This is a genomic window from Streptomyces sp. NPDC030814 (assembly GCF_055572155.1).
In genome coordinates, this window is sequence record NZ_JBVIDX010000030.1 from 53,502 (window position 1) to 69,227 (window position 15,726).

The 15,726-nt window shown below is 71.5% G+C and carries 17 protein-coding genes; 12 read left to right on the top strand and 5 right to left on the bottom strand.

The features are described from left to right. Positions 1-60 precede the first annotated feature (60 nt). Together ACZ43N_RS37355 and ACZ43N_RS37360 are read left to right on the top strand one after the other, a co-directional pair. Positions 61-1,017, top strand: a complete 957-nt coding sequence (locus tag ACZ43N_RS37355; protein WP_468103611.1) for a dienelactone hydrolase family protein — start codon at positions 61-63, stop codon at positions 1,015-1,017. Between the two features lie 186 nt (positions 1,018-1,203). Continuing rightward, entirely contained in the window at positions 1,204-1,920 is a 717-nt protein-coding gene (locus ACZ43N_RS37360; RefSeq protein WP_468103612.1) for a hypothetical protein, read from the top strand. Between the two features lie 156 nt (positions 1,921-2,076). Here ACZ43N_RS37360 and ACZ43N_RS37365 read toward each other — a convergent pair whose 3' ends face one another. Next, entirely contained in the window at positions 2,077-2,688 is a 612-nt protein-coding gene (locus ACZ43N_RS37365; protein ID WP_468103613.1) for a DinB family protein, read from the bottom strand. Between the two features lie 249 nt (positions 2,689-2,937). Further along, positions 2,938-3,171 carry a hypothetical protein gene (locus ACZ43N_RS37370; protein WP_468103614.1) on the bottom strand — a complete coding sequence of 78 codons (234 nt, stop codon included), beginning with the start codon at positions 3,169-3,171 and terminating at the stop codon, positions 2,938-2,940. A 183-nt stretch (positions 3,172-3,354) separates the two neighbouring features. Between ACZ43N_RS37370 and ACZ43N_RS37375 the strand changes: the two genes are divergently transcribed. From ACZ43N_RS37375 to ACZ43N_RS37385, 3 genes are all read left to right on the top strand, one after another. Continuing rightward, complete coding sequence (locus tag ACZ43N_RS37375; RefSeq protein ID WP_468103616.1) at positions 3,355-4,443, top strand: glutamate--cysteine ligase 2; 1,089 nt, start codon at positions 3,355-3,357, stop codon at positions 4,441-4,443. Positions 4,444-4,599: 156 nt separating this feature from the next. Next, complete coding sequence (locus ACZ43N_RS37380; protein ID WP_468103617.1) at positions 4,600-6,327, top strand: SpoIIE family protein phosphatase; 1,728 nt, start codon at positions 4,600-4,602, stop codon at positions 6,325-6,327. A gap of 164 nt (positions 6,328-6,491) precedes the next feature. Then, positions 6,492-6,938 carry an ATP-binding protein gene (locus ACZ43N_RS37385; protein WP_468103619.1) on the top strand — a complete coding sequence of 149 codons (447 nt, stop codon included), beginning with the start codon at positions 6,492-6,494 and terminating at the stop codon, positions 6,936-6,938. An 86-nt stretch (positions 6,939-7,024) separates the two neighbouring features. Here ACZ43N_RS37385 and ACZ43N_RS37390 read toward each other — a convergent pair whose 3' ends face one another. From ACZ43N_RS37390 to ACZ43N_RS37400, 3 genes are all read right to left on the bottom strand, one after another. Next, entirely contained in the window at positions 7,025-7,483 is a 459-nt protein-coding gene (locus tag ACZ43N_RS37390) for an ATP-binding protein (protein ID WP_468103620.1), read from the bottom strand. Positions 7,484-7,531: 48 nt separating this feature from the next. Continuing rightward, positions 7,532-7,834 carry a DUF5133 domain-containing protein gene (locus tag ACZ43N_RS37395; protein ID WP_468103622.1) on the bottom strand — a complete coding sequence of 101 codons (303 nt, stop codon included), beginning with the start codon at positions 7,832-7,834 and terminating at the stop codon, positions 7,532-7,534. 87 nt (positions 7,835-7,921) lie between these two features. Further along, positions 7,922-8,782, bottom strand: a complete 861-nt coding sequence (locus tag ACZ43N_RS37400) for a SigB/SigF/SigG family RNA polymerase sigma factor (protein ID WP_468103624.1) — start codon at positions 8,780-8,782, stop codon at positions 7,922-7,924. Between the two features lie 357 nt (positions 8,783-9,139). Between ACZ43N_RS37400 and ACZ43N_RS37405 the strand changes: the two genes are divergently transcribed. The 7 genes from ACZ43N_RS37405 (at position 9,140) to ACZ43N_RS37435 (ending at position 15,721) form a co-directional block, all read left to right on the top strand. Continuing rightward, a complete protein-coding gene (locus tag ACZ43N_RS37405) occupies positions 9,140-10,018 on the top strand; it encodes an RNA polymerase sigma factor SigF (protein ID WP_468103626.1) in 879 nt (292 codons plus the stop codon). A 119-nt stretch (positions 10,019-10,137) separates the two neighbouring features. Beyond that, positions 10,138-10,542 carry an STAS domain-containing protein gene (locus ACZ43N_RS37410; protein WP_468103628.1) on the top strand — a complete coding sequence of 135 codons (405 nt, stop codon included), beginning with the start codon at positions 10,138-10,140 and terminating at the stop codon, positions 10,540-10,542. A 593-nt stretch (positions 10,543-11,135) separates the two neighbouring features. Then, a complete protein-coding gene (locus ACZ43N_RS37415) occupies positions 11,136-12,035 on the top strand; it encodes an STAS domain-containing protein (protein WP_468103630.1) in 900 nt (299 codons plus the stop codon). Then, positions 12,032-12,472, top strand: a complete 441-nt coding sequence (locus tag ACZ43N_RS37420; RefSeq protein WP_468103631.1) for an STAS domain-containing protein — start codon at positions 12,032-12,034, stop codon at positions 12,470-12,472. Before ACZ43N_RS37415 ends, ACZ43N_RS37420 begins: the two co-directional genes overlap by 4 nt. Beyond that, positions 12,472-12,912, top strand: coding sequence for an anti-sigma regulatory factor (locus tag ACZ43N_RS37425; RefSeq protein ID WP_468103633.1), 441 nt, complete (start codon positions 12,472-12,474; stop codon positions 12,910-12,912). Before ACZ43N_RS37420 ends, ACZ43N_RS37425 begins: the two co-directional genes overlap by 1 nt. Further along, positions 12,912-13,979: a SpoIIE family protein phosphatase gene (locus ACZ43N_RS37430; RefSeq protein WP_468103635.1), complete on the top strand. Its 1,068-nt coding sequence runs from the start codon at positions 12,912-12,914 to the stop codon at positions 13,977-13,979. Before ACZ43N_RS37425 ends, ACZ43N_RS37430 begins: the two co-directional genes overlap by 1 nt. Continuing rightward, positions 13,976-15,721, top strand: coding sequence for a PP2C family protein-serine/threonine phosphatase (locus tag ACZ43N_RS37435; protein WP_468103637.1), 1,746 nt, complete (start codon positions 13,976-13,978; stop codon positions 15,719-15,721). Before ACZ43N_RS37430 ends, ACZ43N_RS37435 begins: the two co-directional genes overlap by 4 nt. Positions 15,722-15,726: the final 5 nt, after the last annotated feature.

Here is a 15,726-nt window from a genome sequence, read left to right on the forward strand (position 1 = left end):
CGGCGACCGCTCCGACACCGCCGCGCTCCGCGCACATACAACGAGAGGGAGGAAACCACCATGCAGTCACGTGTCACCGAGGTCTCCGCGCAGCAGGAGACCGGCACCGGCCGGGCGAGGTCCCGTCAGGGGAGTCGGCGGGCCGGGCCGAGGGCGTTGGTGGTCGCGATCGTGGCCGCCCTGCTGGCGGCACTGGTCTCGGCACAGTCGGCATCGGCCCAGGACAACCCGTACCAGCGGGGCCCGGACCCCACGGTGACCAGTGTGGCGGCCCAGAGGGGAACGTTCGCCACCGCGGAGATGACCGTGTCGCCGGGCAACGGCTTCAACGGCGGCAGGATCTACTATCCGACCGACACCAGCCAGGGCACCTGGGGTGCGATCGCGGCGGTGCCCGGCTACACCGCCCGGTGGAACGCCGAGGGGGCCTGGATGGGGCACTGGCTCGCCTCGTTCGGCTTCGTCGTCATCGGCATCGACACCAACAGCCCCAACGACTGGGACACGGCCCGCGGCACCCAGCTCCTCGCCGCGCTGGACTACCTCACCCAGAGGAGCCCGGTGCGCGACCGGGTCGACCCGAACCGACTGGGAGTGATCGGCCACTCCATGGGCGGTGGCGGCGCCATCAGCGCGGCCGAGCGGCGCCCTTCCCTGAAGGCGGCCGTCCCGCTGGCGCCCTTCTCCCCCTCGCAGAACCTGTCCACCCTGCGGGTCCCGACGATGATCATGGGCGCCCGTGACGACGGCACGGTCACCCCCTCGTACCTCGACGGCCTGTACGGCGGCATGCCGGCCGGCACGAAGAGCGCGTTCGTCGAACTCGCCGGCGGCGGCCACGGCTTCCCGACGTGGGGCAACTCGCACGTGACGCGGCGAACGATCCCCTGGCTCAAGATCTTCATCGACAACGACACCCGCTACACCAAGTTCCTCTGCCCGTCGCCGGCCGATTCCAGCAACATCTCCCGGTCGAGGACGAAGTGTCCGTACGTCCCGCTGGGCACCCTCGGCTGACTCGGGTCCGAGCAGGTTCTCGCATCCCTCGGCGTGCGGTGCGTGTGGTGCCGGGCGCGGTAGGCGTGCGTCCGGCATGCAGAATCTAGCCAGGGCGTGCAACTGCCGATGGCCGGAACTCGTCCCTTCTACCCGAGCCGACGGGGCTCGCGGAGAGATCGAACCACCTGAGTGGGGGGACGGAACATGAACCTGACGCCGAGGAAGAGCCGCCGCAGACCCGGCGCCGTCCGGGCAGCCGTGTTGAGCGTGTGCGCCGTGGGGGCGCTGGGCCTGGCAGGCTGCTCGGGGGGCGGCGGTACGGAGGGCGCCGGGAGTGACGCGCAGCCGACCGTGACGGCGACGGGCGGCGACGGCAAGGCGGGGGCGAGCGCCGGTACGGGGGGCGAGGAGACCGGAGCGAAGGCTTCCGCGGGCGCGGGTGAGAACACCGACACGGACGGGGGAAGCGGGGGCAAGTCCGCCGGGGGTACCTCTGTCACCTCGAAGCCGTCCGAGGGCTCGGCCTCGGGGTCCGGGGGCGGCGGAGGGGGCAGCGCCGACGGCGGTGACGACTGCGATCACAAGATGCCCATCTCCCCCGACGAGATCGCTGTCTACCGCTACACCCCGGAAGGGGGGTCACTGAGCCTGATCGTCAAGCACGGCAACTGGGGATGCGGCACGCCCGACTCGGACGGCGCGCCGTTCGAGACGGTGGGCAAGGAGACGTACATCCCGATGGACCAGGCCGCGTACGTCACGGTCACCAACCCCATCGTGGAGAGCACCACCAACCAGCCCATCGGTGTCCAGGAGTTCCTCGACTGGCTCGACGCGAACCCGGACTCCGGGCTCGTCTTCACCTACCACCTGGGGAAGAACGGAGCCATCGACCGTCTCGAAGAGGTGTTCACGCCGTAAAGGGCCGGCGCCGGCTGTGGCCGGCCGGGCCCCCGGGCCCGGCCGGCGGAGACGGACGAGGTCCGGACACCCCTCCCACCCCGCGGCAGGGAGCGTTGAGTCGTCAGGCGGGCCCGCGCCGGGGACGGTCCGGGGTGAAGGACGGTGCCGGCTCGGTCAGTTGTCGCGGGCGGCCTCCCTGGCTGCCTGTTCCAGTCGGTTCCTGTGGTTCTCCCACCATGCCGTGTCTGCCGGCGGCAGGCTCGTGTTGGTCTCGTTCATTCCCACGGCGCCGTCCAGGAGTTCCCGGATGATGTCGGCGTGTCCGGCGTGGCGGTGGGTGTCGGCGGTCACGCGTACGACGGCGTGGTGCAGGGTCACCTCGTCGCGGTCGTCCGGCCACCACGGCACCCTGCCGATCGTGTCGAGGGGCAGCGCGTCGATCGTCGCGTCCGCGTGGGCCCAGGCACGGCGGTAGAGGCCGACGATGTACTCGCGGGACTCCTCGGCGGTGGCCCACATGTCCCCGTTGGGGTCCGCCTCGGCGTCGAGCCAGGGCAGAGGTTCGCCCGAGGGACGTTCGAAGGTGTCGCCCAGGTAGCCCAGTTCCACGCCGGCGGCGTGCTTGACCAGGCCCAGCAGGTTGGTTCCGGTGGGTGTCATCGGGCGGCGGATGTCGTACTCCGAGAGCCCTTCCAGCTTCCAGAGCAGGGCGTCGCGGGCGGACTGCAGATAGAAGCGCAGGTCGGTCTTGGGATTCGTGGGAACTGTGGGATCCGGTCGGGTCATGGGGACCAGTCTGCCGCTCCGGGCGGTCCGGCCGGCGCGCCGGGAGGCGGGATCCGGTGCCGCCACCGCGGACGCGCCTGCGCCGTGCGGCCCAGGTTTCGGCTACATCCTCGGCACCGGACCACGCGACCCGGGCGGGCATAGGGAAAGGACCCCTAGGGGAGTGGTGCCATGCTCGCCGAGGCGTACGGGCACGGTGCGGCCCGGGTGAGGGCCTCACCCGGGCCTGTGGGATCCGCCCGCGGCGGGTCAGCCCGCCAGCCGCCGGGTCAGCAGTTGCTTGCCGAGTTCGGCTCCCTTGCGGCTGTCGGCCTGCGCCTTGCGGAACAGCTCGGCCAGTTCCTTGTCCTCCGCCCGCTCCGCGTCCTGGATGTAGGTCTCCAGACGCAGCGCGTTCTCCAGGCAGGCCTCGACGTACCAGATCAGGTTGTAGTCCTTGTCGGCCGTGCCGGTCACGTGCCCGGTCTCAGCGGTGCTGGTCACGTTCTCCTCCTCCTCGGTCGGGGACTGGGGCCACGCCGACCCGGCGCGGCTCCCGGAGCGCAGCACGAGTACCCGGACCATGGCGGCGTACACGGCACCTGCCCCACCGGCCCGCCTCAGGTGTTCCGGGGACGTCCGAGGGCACACGGCTGTCACCACCTCATGGGAGAAGGGCCACATCACGTGCGTACCGTCGGAGTGGAAGAGGAACTCCTCCTGGTCGATCCGGAGACCGGTGAGCCGCAGGCCAGGGCCGCGGCGGTGCTGGCGCGCGCCTCGCGGGACGGCTCGGGGGAGGACGTGTTCGAGAAGGAGCTCCACGACGAGCAGGTCGAGTTCGCCACGCATCCGCAGTCGTCCATGGCGGACCTGGGATCCGAGATCATCCGGTGCCGCAAGGACGCGGAGCGTCATGCGGAGGACGTCGGCGGGGCGGTCGTGGCGCTGGCCACCTCGCCGTTGCCGGTGCACCCGACGATCACCATGAACAGCAGGTACCAGTGGATGGCCCGGGAGTTCGGGCTGAACACCCAGATCCAGCTGGTGTGCGGCTGCCACGTCCATGTGTCGGTGGAGTCCGAGGACGAGGGCGTGGCCGTGCTGGACCGTATCCGTCCGTGGCTGTCCGTGCTGACGGCGCTCAGCGCGAACTCGCCGTTCTGGCAGGGCCAGGACTCCGGGTACGCGAGCTATCGCAGCCAGGTGTGGGACATCTGGCCGATGGCCGGACCGTCGGAGATCTTCGGCTCGGCCGAGCGGTACCACCGGTGCGTGGCGGAGCTGACGGCGACGGAGGTCGTGCGGGACGAGGGGATGGTGTACTTCGAGGCACGGCTGTCCCAGCGGTATCCGACCGTGGAGGTCCGGGTCGCGGACGTGTGTCTGCACCCGGACACCGCGGTCCTGATCGCGGCCCTGACCAGGGGGCTCGTCGACACGGCGGCCCGCGAGTGGCGGGCCGGCCGGGAGCCGCTCGGCCACACGCCCGCGCTGCTGCGGCTGGCCAGGTGGCGGGCCGCCCGGTCGGGTATGTCGGAGAACCTGCTGGACCCCGTGACCATGCGCCCGCAGCCCGCCGACGACGTGATCCGCTCGCTGCTGGACCACGTCGAGGAGGCGCTCGCCGACACCGGAGACCTCGATCTGGTCCGTGACTCGGTCGCCACGCTCGCGCGGCGCGGCAACGGGGCGCGGGTGCAGCGGGAGGTGATGGAGCGGACGGGGAGTCTGCGGGAGGTCGTCGCCGCCTGCGTACGGCACACACAGGCATGAGGTCCGCCTGGTCCGGCGGCGTCGCCTGGACGAAAATGTCGGTGCGCGTAGGTCGGCACGGACGGGGTATTGCGTTCCGGACGTGCGTCGGCTCCCCGCCCGTGGCGGGGAGCCGACGGCCCCGTTGGCAGAGACTCGAAGGCGAGGAACCCGAGCATGAGCGCGTGGCGTCCCGACCGCACTGCCGGGCGGCCCCCCGGCCCCGCAGTGCGGGTATCGGGCGACCTGCCCGACCTGGTCCACGCGGGCATGTATGTGGTGGACGACAACGGCGTCATCGTCGCGGTGAACGCGCGCGGGGAGTTCCTGCTCGGCCGTTCGGCGGGCGAACTCGTCGGCCGGGACGCCCATGACCTGCTCCACCGGGACGGCCGTGGCCAGACCATGCCGCGGGCCACCTGCCCCATGATGCACGCGTTCCTCGGCGGCAGTACGCGGGGCGGGGCGCACGAGTGGTTCGCCAGGGGCGACGACGCGCTGCTGCCGGTGTCCTGGCTGGTCACCCCGTGCAGGCTCGACGGGGGTGGGCTGGGAGCAGCGGTCCTGTTCTACGAGATGGACCCCGAGGAAGGGGTCCCCTCGACGGCGGCTTCGCCGACGCTGTCGCAGCTGGACCGGCTGGCGCTGCTCGCCGAGACGACGACCCGGCTGACCTCCACGCTGGATTCCGAGGAGGCCGTGGCGCGGCTGGTGCGGCTGGTGGTGCCGCGGCTCGCGGACTGGGCGGTGGTCGACCTGATCACCGAGAGCGACGACGTCTGGCGGACCACGGTGGCGACCCATCACGGCGGTGCCTTGGTGCGGTTCGAGGAACTGGAGGGTCCGCTGCCGCCGGTGCACGAGGAGTCGCTCATGCCGCTGTCGCGGGCGCTGCGCGGGGCGGCGTCCACCCTGGCCGGCCCGGAGACGTACCAGGGGCCGCCCGACTCGGGGATCGCGGTGGCGCAGCAGCGGCTGTTCAAGGTGACGGGCATGCAGTCGGCGGCGATCGCGCCGATCCGTGGGCCGCGCGCGGTGCTGGGCGCCCTCACGCTGGGGCGCAACGCCGAGTCGGGGGTCATGACGGACGCCGAGCTGTCGCTGCTGGAGGACATCGCGCGGCGGGCGGGGCTGGCGCTGGAGAACGCCCGGCTGTACCAGCGGCAGCGGCACATCGCGGAGACCATGCAGCGGCATCTGCTGCCGCAGCTGCCGGAGGTGCCGGGGCTGAGCATGGCCGCGCGGTACGTGCCGGCGTCGCAGTCGGCGCAGGTCGGCGGCGACTGGTACGACGCGTTCTCGCTGGCCGACGGGTCGACGGCGGTGGCCATCGGCGATGTCGTGGGGCACAACATCGACGCGGCCGCCGGGATGGCGCAGGTCCGCAACATGCTCCGCGCCTACGCCTGGGCGCTGGAGGAGCCGCCGAGCGCCATCGTGGAACGGCTGGACCAGGCCGTGGTGAACGTCACCGAGGCATCCATGGCGACCATGATCTTCGGCAGGGTGGAGCGGGCAGCCGAGGGATGGGCGCTGCGGTGGACCAACGCCGGTCATCCGCCGCCGTTGCTGATCACGCACGACGGGCGGTCCGCCTTCCTCGACGAGGAGCACGACCATCTGCTCGGCACCGGTCTCACCCGGGCCCGTACCGACACGCTGACCCCGTTGCCGCCGCTGGCCACGGTGGTGCTGTACACCGATGGCCTGATCGAGTCGCCGGGGCACGTCCTGGACCGGGGCCTGGCCCGGTTGCGGCAGCACGCCGCGGCGCTGGTCCGTCGTCCCCTGCATGTCTTCTGCGATCTGCTGCTGGAGCGGGCGCGTCCCGCGGAGAACGACGACGACGTGGCGCTGCTGGTCCTGCGGACACCTGGCGAAGAAGGTGAGTCGGCTGACCGGTAGCGGGCACTCGTACGGCGAGGGCGGCATGAAGTCACTGTCTTCCCCAATGCCCCACATATCCCTACCATTTCGAACGCGTAGCCGCTCTCATCGGGGGAAGCACGTGCCTCGGAGAGGAACGCGAGATCGCGTCCGCCTCGATGAGCTGAGCGGGGAAAGACGAGATGGCAACAGAGCCGCGTTGGGACGACAAACTGCCTTCCGAGGAGATCCAGAAGCGTCACGCCGCCTTCGACGGAGAGTTGGGCGACGTGACGGGTGCCCGTGCGGCAGCCGAGGAGTTCCTCGGCGCGCTGGCGCGCACGTCTCTGCCCGCCGCCCAGGAGCACTGGGACGACATCCTGCTGGTGGTGACCGAGCTGGCCGCGAACGCGGTGCAGTACGCCCCGGGGCCCTTCGAGCTCACCATGCGCCGCACCTACGACGGGGTGCATGTGACGATGCACGACACCAGCGTCACGTCGCCCGAGCCGCGTCCCTTCCATCCGAGCAAGGGCGGCGGCGGTATCGGCTGGTATCTCATCCACACACTCTGTGACGAGGTGAGCGTGGTGGTGCGCGACGAGGGCAGGGAGCGTGGCAAGGACATCCACGTCTTCCTGCCCTGGTGAGACCCCTCTTCCTGCCTGGTGAGACCGGTCTTCTGCCCTGGTGGGACGGAGCGCCACGGCCGACGGGCCGGGGCGCTCCGGTGTGATCAGCTCAGCGGCACCAGGACGCTGATCGTCTTGCCGCCCGCCGCGTTGCCGCGGATGTCGACCTCGCTGGACAGCCGGTTGATCAGCGGCCAGCCGTATCCGCTGCCCTCGTGGGCGCGGGGCGGCATGCCCGGGCCGTGGGCGGCGGCCGGGACGGCGGGACTGTAGTCCCGCACATCCAGCCGTACGCCGTCCACGGTGACCGTGACGTCGAAGCCGGCCAGCCCCCCGCCGTGCCGGACCGCGTTGGTGACCAGCTCGGAGACGACCAGGAGCAGGTCGATCATGGCTGCCTCGGTCGGGGGCCCGGACGGCGAACGCCACCGTTCCCCCACGATCGACCGCGCATGGCGGCGGGCGGCCGCGGCGCTGCTGATCGTGACGGGCGGCCGTGTCGCCTCGGCGGACGGGCCCTCGGCGGGGGCGGTGCTGTGCTTGCCGACCGGCCGGCGTTCCATCGCTGTCATGGTGTCCGCGGGGTCAACGAGGGGGGACAGGGGTGTGCGTCACTGTTCATGAAGCGCCGCATACCCGCTCCTGCCCGGACCATGGCTGTCGAGATCGCCACTCATTCCCATCCCGTACCCGCACAGCTCGGCCGTTGCGGTGGCCTGCGCGGCGGCGAGCTGCCGGCGCGCTGCCTCCAAGGCCTGGCGGACGTCGCGGGTGCCCGTGGACACGCACAACGTGTACGCGAGGTCCTGCGCGCGGCGAGCGGCCTGCGGGTCGTTCCGCTCGCCCTCGTGCGACGTGAGCGACTCGTATTCCTCGACGAGCCGGCGCAGGGTCGCGGGATGGGGCATCAGCATCTGTTTCGCTCCTGGGTGATCTGGACGACAGGATTCATGGACGGGTCGGTCCGGGTGCGACGCGGCGGACGGTGCCGGGCCGGTCGCTCAGCTGGTGCGGGTGCGCCGGCCGTCGCCAGGTTCGACGGACTGGCCGAGGGCCTCTTCGCGGACCCGTGCGCAGCTGCGGCTTATGAGGCGGGAGACGTGCATCTGGGAGATGCCGAGCCGGTCGGCGATGCGGTTCTGGGTCATGTCCTCGAAGAAGCGCATGTAGAGGATGGCGCGTTCACGTTCGGGCAGTCGGCGCAGCCCTTCCTTGGCGGCCTCCCGGTCCACGACGACGTCGTACGCCTCGTCGCACGAGCCGAGGGTGTCGGCGAGGCTGTAGCCGTCGTCCCCGGAGGTCGTCTCGGCGTCCAGCGACAGGGCGCTGAAGCTCTCCAACGCCTCCATCCCGGCGTTGACCTCTTCCTCGGTGAGGCCGGTGTGGGCGGCGATCTCGGCGACCGAGGGCTCGGTGGCGCCGGAGGTCTGGCTGAGTTCGCGGCGGGCGACGCGCACCTTGTTGCGCAGGTCCTGCACACGCCGGGGAACCCTGAGGGTCCACATCCGGTCGCGGAAGTGCCGCTTGATCTCTCCGGTGATGGTGGGCACGGCGTAGCTCTCGAACGCCCCCCGTTCGGGCTCGTAGCGGTCGACCGCCTTCACCAGGCCCATCGCGGCGACCTGGCGCAGGTCATCCAGGGACTCGCCGCGGTTGCGGAAGCGGCCCGCGATGCGGTGCGCCATGGGCAGCCAGGCCCGTACCAGTGCATCCCGTACGGCGTCCCGTTCGGGTCCCTCGTCCATCGCGGCCAGCCGGGCGAAGGCGGCGGCGGTGTCGGGGGCGTCGTCATGTGACCTTCTGTCGATGGTGCCGGGGCGGGCGGACGTACCGGATCCGTTTGCGGACACGTTGACCAGCATGCGGAATCGCTCCTGAACGACGCTGTCAGGGACTCGCGGAGGGGAACGGCGGGCGGGCGAGAAAGGCCCGGACGCGGAACACCGTTTCCTCCGGCGTGCCTCCCGTACGGAGGCGTGCACACCGCTTGCCCCGCGATTCGGTGGGCAAACAACCGTGCGCACATTCCTGGTGACGCGTCGCCGGTCCGGGCGGCGGTGCCGGTGAGGCGTCCGCACCTGCCCGGCTGCGGCCCGGCGATGACTTCCGGCCAGAGTGCGGAGGGAGAGCGTCCCTGTCGAGGTGAAGGGCGACTGACTTGCGAAGACCGGGGCAAGCGAGGGATGGCAGCAAGCATTCGGGCGAGAGGGGTGGACGGCATGGCAGCCGTGACGGCAGCGCGGACAACGGCCACGGCACGGGAGACGGTCTCGACGGAGGGGGCGACCCTGCCGCGGATCGAGGACCCGTCGCAGATCAAGCCGAAGGACGCGCGTGCGATGTCGCGGCAGTTCTTCGACCGGCTGGGCATGCTGGACGAGGGGACCCACGAATACCAGTACGTACGCAACACGCTGATCGAGATGAACCTGTCGCTGGTGCGGTACGCCGCCTCCCGCTTCCGCGGCCGTGAGGACTCCCTGGAGGACATCGTCCAGGTCGGGACGATCGGGCTGATCAAGGCCATCGACCGGTTCGAGCTGTCCCGTGAGGTGGAGTTCACGACGTTCGCCGTGCCCTACATCGTCGGCGAGATCAAGCGCTTCTTCCGGGACACCAGCTGGGCCGTGCACGTGCCGCGGCGGCTCCAGGAGGCACGTGTGGAGCTGGCCAAGGCCACGGACGAGCTGCAGTCCCGGCTGGGCCGTATGCCGACGACCCGTGAGCTTTCCGAGCTGATGTCCCTGTCGGAGGAGGAGGTCATCGAAGCGCGCAAGGCCTCCAACGGCTACAACACCTCCTCGCTGGACGCGGCGCTCACCTTCGACGGCGGCGAGGACGGCGACACGGTGCTGGGCGACCTCATCGGCGGGCTGGATCCGTCGCTGGAACTCGTCGAGGACTTCCATTCGCTGGCGCCGCTGATCGCCCAACTCGACCGGCGGGAGCGTCGGATCATCCATCTGCGGTTCGTCGAGGAGCTCACCCAGTCCCAGATCGCCGCGCAGCTCGGTGTCTCCCAGATGCATGTCTCCCGGTTGATCAGCCGCATCATCAAGCGGCTGCGCACGGGGCTCCTGGAACCGGGAGTTGCCTGATCACACCCTGTGTGGAGGAACGATTCGCGGGTATGCGCACGGGCGCATCGCCGAGCGATGCATCGAATCCGTTGATCGGGGCACTCGGCCCTGATCGGTAGCGCCTGTGGGAGGCCCTTGTGTCCGTTGCCCAGAACCCCCTGTCGATCAAGGTGGATCTGCCGCGCGAGGACGCCGTTCTGCTCACGATCGAAGGGGAACTGGACATCGATACGGCGACCGAGCTGCAACACCATCTGGCGAATCAACTGAGCCACGGGCGACGGCATTTCCTCCTCGATGTCTCGGCCGTCCCCTTCATGGACTCGTCCGGCATGAACATCATCCTGCGGACGTACCAGGAGGTGCGGGCGATCCCGGGAGGTGTGTACGTCATCTCCCCGACGCCGGCCGTGCGGCGCATCCTCGACCTCACGGGGGTGAGTCTCACCGTGGCGACGGTGGACAGCGTCGACGAGGCGCTGGCGGCCGTGGACTCCGGCCGGCTGCCGAGCCGGTCGGACGAACCGTCGGCCGGGGCGTAGCCGTCGAAGGGGGCGGTGGGCGGCGCCGCTTGAGCGGGGTCCGCCGGTGGGTGGTGCCGTACGCAAGTCCGATGGTTGTCGTTTGACAACTGTCGCCGTAAGCAACAGAGTGAGCGCGAGGCAAGCACGTGGGAAGGGTTCGGATGCCTGTCGGACCGGGGCCGGGTCGACGGTCGGACGCTCCTGGCGTCGAAGGCGGCATCGTGCATCCGTACCCCGTCGGTGTCACCCGACGCGAGGGAGGACCGCCCACGCCTGCCCGCCCCCGTTGCACGCCGGCCGACGACGCCGGGTTCCGGCCCACCGGAGCCCGCCTCCTGGCGGCGGTCGCGGAACCGGCGGCCCGAAGGGGGCGTGGAGCCGACGGTGCGGATGCCGGTGTCGTCCTCCCGCCGGTGGACCGGGCGTATCGGACGCATGGCGAGAAGCCGTCACCGTCGGCGTACGCCGGCCCCGAGAGTCGAGCCGGGCGACCGGCTCTTCTTCATGAGCGACGGGGTGTACGGCGTCAGGACCGGCTGCGCCGCCCCAGGACTTCGCCCATCACCCGTCCCCCGGAGCGGGGAATCGCAACAGCACGTGAGGAGAGACCCGTGCCGGAGCAGGACACGGCAGGCAAGCGCAGGACACCGGCCCAGGAGGTGGCGGGCTTCCTGCGCCACCGTCAGGAACAGATCGCGCAGCGCTGGGCCGACGCCTCGCTGTTCCGCACCGTCTTCACCCACTCAAGGGACGAGGCGGTGGAGGCCGGCCGGGCCGTCGTGGACGCACTCGCCGCGGTGGCCACCGCGGACACCGTCGAGGACGCGGAGTCCGGCGGCTTCCATGTCATCCGCGACCAGCTCGCACGGACGGCCGCCTCCCGGGCGCGGGCCGGCTCCAGCATCACTCAGATCTCCAGCGAGGTGGACGCGCTCCGACTCCCCGTCACCGAGCTCTTTCTGGCCGAGTTCCCCGACGCACCGGCGGAACACGTCCGCGAGTGCACCACGACCCTGACGGTGCTGATGGGCACGCTGCGCCTGGTCGTGCTGGAGACGGCGCTGAGTGAGGGCGAGGAACTCATCAACCGGCAGCGGCTGCAACTCCTCGAGGTCGCCACTCCGGTGATCAAACTGTGGGACGGCATCGTCGCGGTGCCCCTGATCGGCACCTTGGACAGCGCGCGCAGCCAGGTCGTGATGGAGACACTGCTGGACTCCATCGTCGAGCAGCACGCCAGGTTCGCCATCCTGGACATCACCGGCGTCCCGACCGTCGACTCCCTGGTGGCCCAGCACCTGATGAAGACGGTCGCCGCGGCCCGGCTGATGGGAGCCGAGTGCATCGTCTCCGGGATCCGGCCGCCCATCGCGCAGACCATCGTGCACCTGGGTATCGACCTCAGTTCGGTACTGACGCGCGCGAGCCTCGCGGACGCTCTCGCCTACGCGCTGCGGCAGCAGGGCGCGGACATCGTCGCGCGCGGGGACGCCGGTTCGGAGTACAGGTGAGCGGCGCGTTCCCCTCCCCCTACGGCGGCCCGTCCCCGTACGGGGCTCCCGTCCCCGTCCTGAAGCTGGGCGAGGTGCTGCTGGTGACGCTGCAGGGCGATCTGCACGACGGCACGGCGGAGCAGCTCCAGCAGGACATCAGCGACACGGTCGCGCGCAGTGGGGCCACGGGCGTGGTCATCGACCTGTCCGGAGTGGAGATCGTCGACTCGTTCCTCGGGCGGGTGCTCGGCGACATCGCCGCCCAGACGAGTCTGCTCGCCGCCCGGACCGTCGTGGCGGGCATGCGTCCAGCGGTGGCGATCACCCTGGTGGAACTGGGGCTGACGCTGCCCGGACTGCGCACCGCGCTCACCACCGAGGACGCGATGCGTCTCCTCGGCGACCAGGCCCCGACCCTCCCCCGCCCGGGACGCACCCGCCAGGAGAGTGTGTGATGCAGACCGCCGGCGGCGTCTCCGCCTGCCTGCCGATTCACTCGGACCTGGATCTGGTGTGGGTACGGCAGCATGTGCGGCAGGCCGCCGCCCAGCTCGGCTTCGGTCTGGTCGAGCAGACGAAACTGGTGACCGCGGCCAGCGAGCTGGCCCGCAACACGCTGATCCACGGCGGCGGGGGCCAGATGGAGTGCGCGCCGGTGACCAGCGGTGGCGTACAAGGATTGCGGCTGGCGTTCAGCGACGAGGGACCGGGCATCCCGGACCTCGACCAGGCTCTCGTGGACGGTTTCACCTCCGGCGAGGGACTCGGCATGGGGCTGGGCGGTGCACGGCGACTGGTCCATGACTTCCAGATCGACAGCCGCCCCGGCGGAGGCACCACCGTGACCGTGACGTCCTGGTTGGCGGGTCCGCCGCGCCCGCGAGAGGAGCGGTGATGCCACGCGTGTGGGAGGTGCCGGTGCACGACTCGACCCGGGTGCGCGACGCCCGGGTGGCCGCGGAGGACGCGGCTGGACGGGCGGGGCTGGACGAGGACCGGGCCGCGGAAGCGGCACTCGTGGCGACCGAGCTGGCCACCAATCTGCTCAAGCACGCCGACGGCGGGCTGATACTGCTGGACGTCGTGGAGCGGCCGACCTCGGACGGCGACGACCGGGCCCCCATGGTGCAGATCGTGGCGATCGACCACGGCCCCGGGATGCCTGACGTGAGGGGCGCGCTGCGGGACGGATACTCGACCACGTCCTCCCTCGGCGCGGGCCTCGGCACCTGCCGTCGCGTCGCCGACGACTTCGATGTGCACAGCGCGGTCGGCCGGGGCACCGTCGCCCTGGCGCGGCTCGGTTCCCGCCGGCGACGCGGCGGCTCCCGTCCGCGTTCCGCCGGGCGCGGCATACGAGTAGGGGGCGTCAACGTCCCCTTCGCGGGTGCGGAGTTCTCCGGCGACGCCTGGGCGTGGGTGCGGGCGGACCACCTCACCACCCTGCTCCTGGCCGACGGGCTGGGGCACGGACCGGAGGCGGCGCGGGCCTCCTCGGCGGCGGTGGAGCAACTGCGCCGGGCGCCCGACCTGCCGCCGGCGCAGCTGCTGCGCCGACTGGAGAATGCCCTGCGCGGCACCCGGGGGGCGGCCGTCGCCGTCGCCCAACTCGACGCGTCGGTGGGGCGGTTGCTCTTCACCGGCGTCGGCAACGTGGGGGCGCGGCTGCGGACCGGCGCGACCTGGCAGCCCCTGTTGTCTCGGCCCGGGATAGTGGGTGCGCACCGGTCGGCGACGATGCCCCAGGATGAGCTGCCCTGGAGGGACGACTGTCTTCTGGTGCTGCACAGCGACGGTCTGCCGAGCCGCTGGAACCCCGGCCCGGCGGCCCACAGCACCACTCTCGACCCCGCTGTCGTGGCCGCCGTGATCGTGCGTGACGCGAGCAGCCCCGCCCGCCCGGTCCGCGACGACACCAGCGTCGCGGTGCTGAGCCCCTCCCCGCCGGACCACCTCCCATGACCAGAACCTGGCAGATCAGTTCCGTCACCGACGCGGCTCGCGCCCGCATCGCCACCGCCCGGCTGGCCACGGCGCACGGGGTCTCCCCGACCGACCGTGCCCGGCTGGTGACCGCCCTCACCGCGCAGCTGAGGCAGTGCCTGACCAAGGGCGGCACCTGGCTGCTGAGCGCGCGTGCCGCGGCGACGCCGCCGGCCGGCAGCCGGTTCCTCGTCGAGGTGACCTCGGCGACGCAGCGGCCGGGCGAGTTCCGGCAGCCCTGGCGACTGACCGTCGGTTGCGCCCAGGATGTGGTGCTCCCGGACTCCGGGCGTGTGGGCGACGATCCGGTGACGCTGGCGGAGGCGCTGTTCGGCGCGGACGAGGACGCCGCGCTGCTGCTGGAGAAGCTCGACGAGCAGGAGGCGCTGGTCGCGTTCCACCGCGAGGAACTGCACCAGACCAATCAGGGGGTCCTCGCGCTCCACGCCGAGCTGGACGCAGCGGGACGCGCGCAGCGGGAGCTGTTCGCCGCCGAGCAGAAGGCCCGTGAGGAGGCCGAGAGCGCGCGCGGCCGGCTCACCTTCCTCGCCGACGCCAGCGCCGCCCTGACGGCGTCCCTCAACCATGACGAGATCGTGCGGCTGCTGCCGACGCTTCTGGTGCCGCGGTACGCCCGCACGGCCGATGTCTGGCTGTTCGACGGGGACGACGACGCGCACCTGGGCGGCCCGCGCCCGGGGGCCGCCGTCATGGCCGCCCGCCGCGGTCGCCCCCAGTACGCGGCCGACCATCCCGGCGGTCTCCCCGGGGTCGACGACCAGCCGCCCTCGGCGCTGGATCCCGAGCGGCCGCTGTTGTGCGTGCCCCTGATGGCCCGTGGGGCTCCGCTGGGCGTGCTGACCCTGTCGCCGCCGGGCGAACGCTGGGACGCCGACGACGCGTTCATGCTGATCGAGCTCGCCCGCCGGGCCGGTGTCGCCCTGGAGAACGCCCGGCGTTTCGAGCACAACCGGGACATCGCCGAGACGTTGCAGCGTGCCCTGCTCACCGAGCTGCCCCTGACCCCGGGGCTGCGGCTCGCGGCGCGCTATCTGCCGGCCACCCGGGGGCTGAACATCGGCGGAGACTGGTACGACGCCTTCCGCCAGCCCGACGGCAGCCTGATCACCGTGATCGGCGACGTCACCGGGCACGGTCTGCGCGCCGCCGTGATGATGAGCCAGCTCCGCACCGCGCTGCGCGCCTACGCGGTGGACGGCAAGAGCCCCGGCCAGCTCCTGACCCAGCTGCATCTGTTCCTGCACCATCTGCAGCCCGACCTGTACGCCACGGCCGTCATCGCCCGCTTCCATCCGCACGAGCCGACCCTGACCTGGGCGGCGGCGGGGCATCCGCCGCCGGTGCTGCGCTCGCCCGACGGCGGGGTGCGGGTGCTGGACGCCAAGCCGGGTGCGATGCTCGGCATCCCGCTGCGCCAGGAGATCGCCGACCACACCGTCCCGCTGCCGCCCGGATCGACGCTCGCGCTGTACACGGACGGTCTGGTGGAGCGCCGCGCCCAGGGCATAGACCCGGGTATCGACCGTCTGGCCACGGCACTCGGCGCCCTCAGGCCGGCTGCCCTCGACGACGATCTCGAGGGCTCCGCCGACCTGCTGCTGCATCCGCTGCTGGACGACTCCGAGCACGAGGACGACGTGTGTCTGCTGCTGTGCCATGTCCACAGCGGCATCGAGAAGGCCGTGGCCGCGCTTCAGTGAACCGG

Excerpts from the sequence above, each read along its gene's own strand:
- ACZ43N_RS37400 (WP_468103624.1), bottom strand. The coding sequence starts at position 8,782 with ATGCTGGTCAACGTGTCCGCAAACGGATCCGGTACGTCCGCCCGCCCC.
- ACZ43N_RS37390 (WP_468103620.1), bottom strand. The coding sequence starts at position 7,483 with ATGGAACGCCGGCCGGTCGGCAAGCACAGCACCGCCCCCGCCGAGGGC.
- ACZ43N_RS37395 (WP_468103622.1), bottom strand. The coding sequence starts at position 7,834 with ATGCTGATGCCCCATCCCGCGACCCTGCGCCGGCTCGTCGAGGAATAC.
- ACZ43N_RS37360 (WP_468103612.1), top strand. The coding sequence starts at position 1,204 with ATGAACCTGACGCCGAGGAAGAGCCGCCGCAGACCCGGCGCCGTCCGG.
- ACZ43N_RS37425 (WP_468103633.1), top strand. The coding sequence starts at position 12,472 with ATGCAGACCGCCGGCGGCGTCTCCGCCTGCCTGCCGATTCACTCGGAC.
- ACZ43N_RS37380 (WP_468103617.1), top strand. The coding sequence starts at position 4,600 with ATGAGCGCGTGGCGTCCCGACCGCACTGCCGGGCGGCCCCCCGGCCCC.
- ACZ43N_RS37365 (WP_468103613.1), bottom strand. The coding sequence starts at position 2,688 with ATGACCCGACCGGATCCCACAGTTCCCACGAATCCCAAGACCGACCTG.
- ACZ43N_RS37435 (WP_468103637.1), top strand. The coding sequence starts at position 13,976 with ATGACCAGAACCTGGCAGATCAGTTCCGTCACCGACGCGGCTCGCGCC.
- ACZ43N_RS37385 (WP_468103619.1), top strand. The coding sequence starts at position 6,492 with ATGGCAACAGAGCCGCGTTGGGACGACAAACTGCCTTCCGAGGAGATC.
- ACZ43N_RS37355 (WP_468103611.1), top strand. The coding sequence starts at position 61 with ATGCAGTCACGTGTCACCGAGGTCTCCGCGCAGCAGGAGACCGGCACC.
- ACZ43N_RS37405 (WP_468103626.1), top strand. The coding sequence starts at position 9,140 with ATGGCAGCCGTGACGGCAGCGCGGACAACGGCCACGGCACGGGAGACG.
- ACZ43N_RS37430 (WP_468103635.1), top strand. The coding sequence starts at position 12,912 with ATGCCACGCGTGTGGGAGGTGCCGGTGCACGACTCGACCCGGGTGCGC.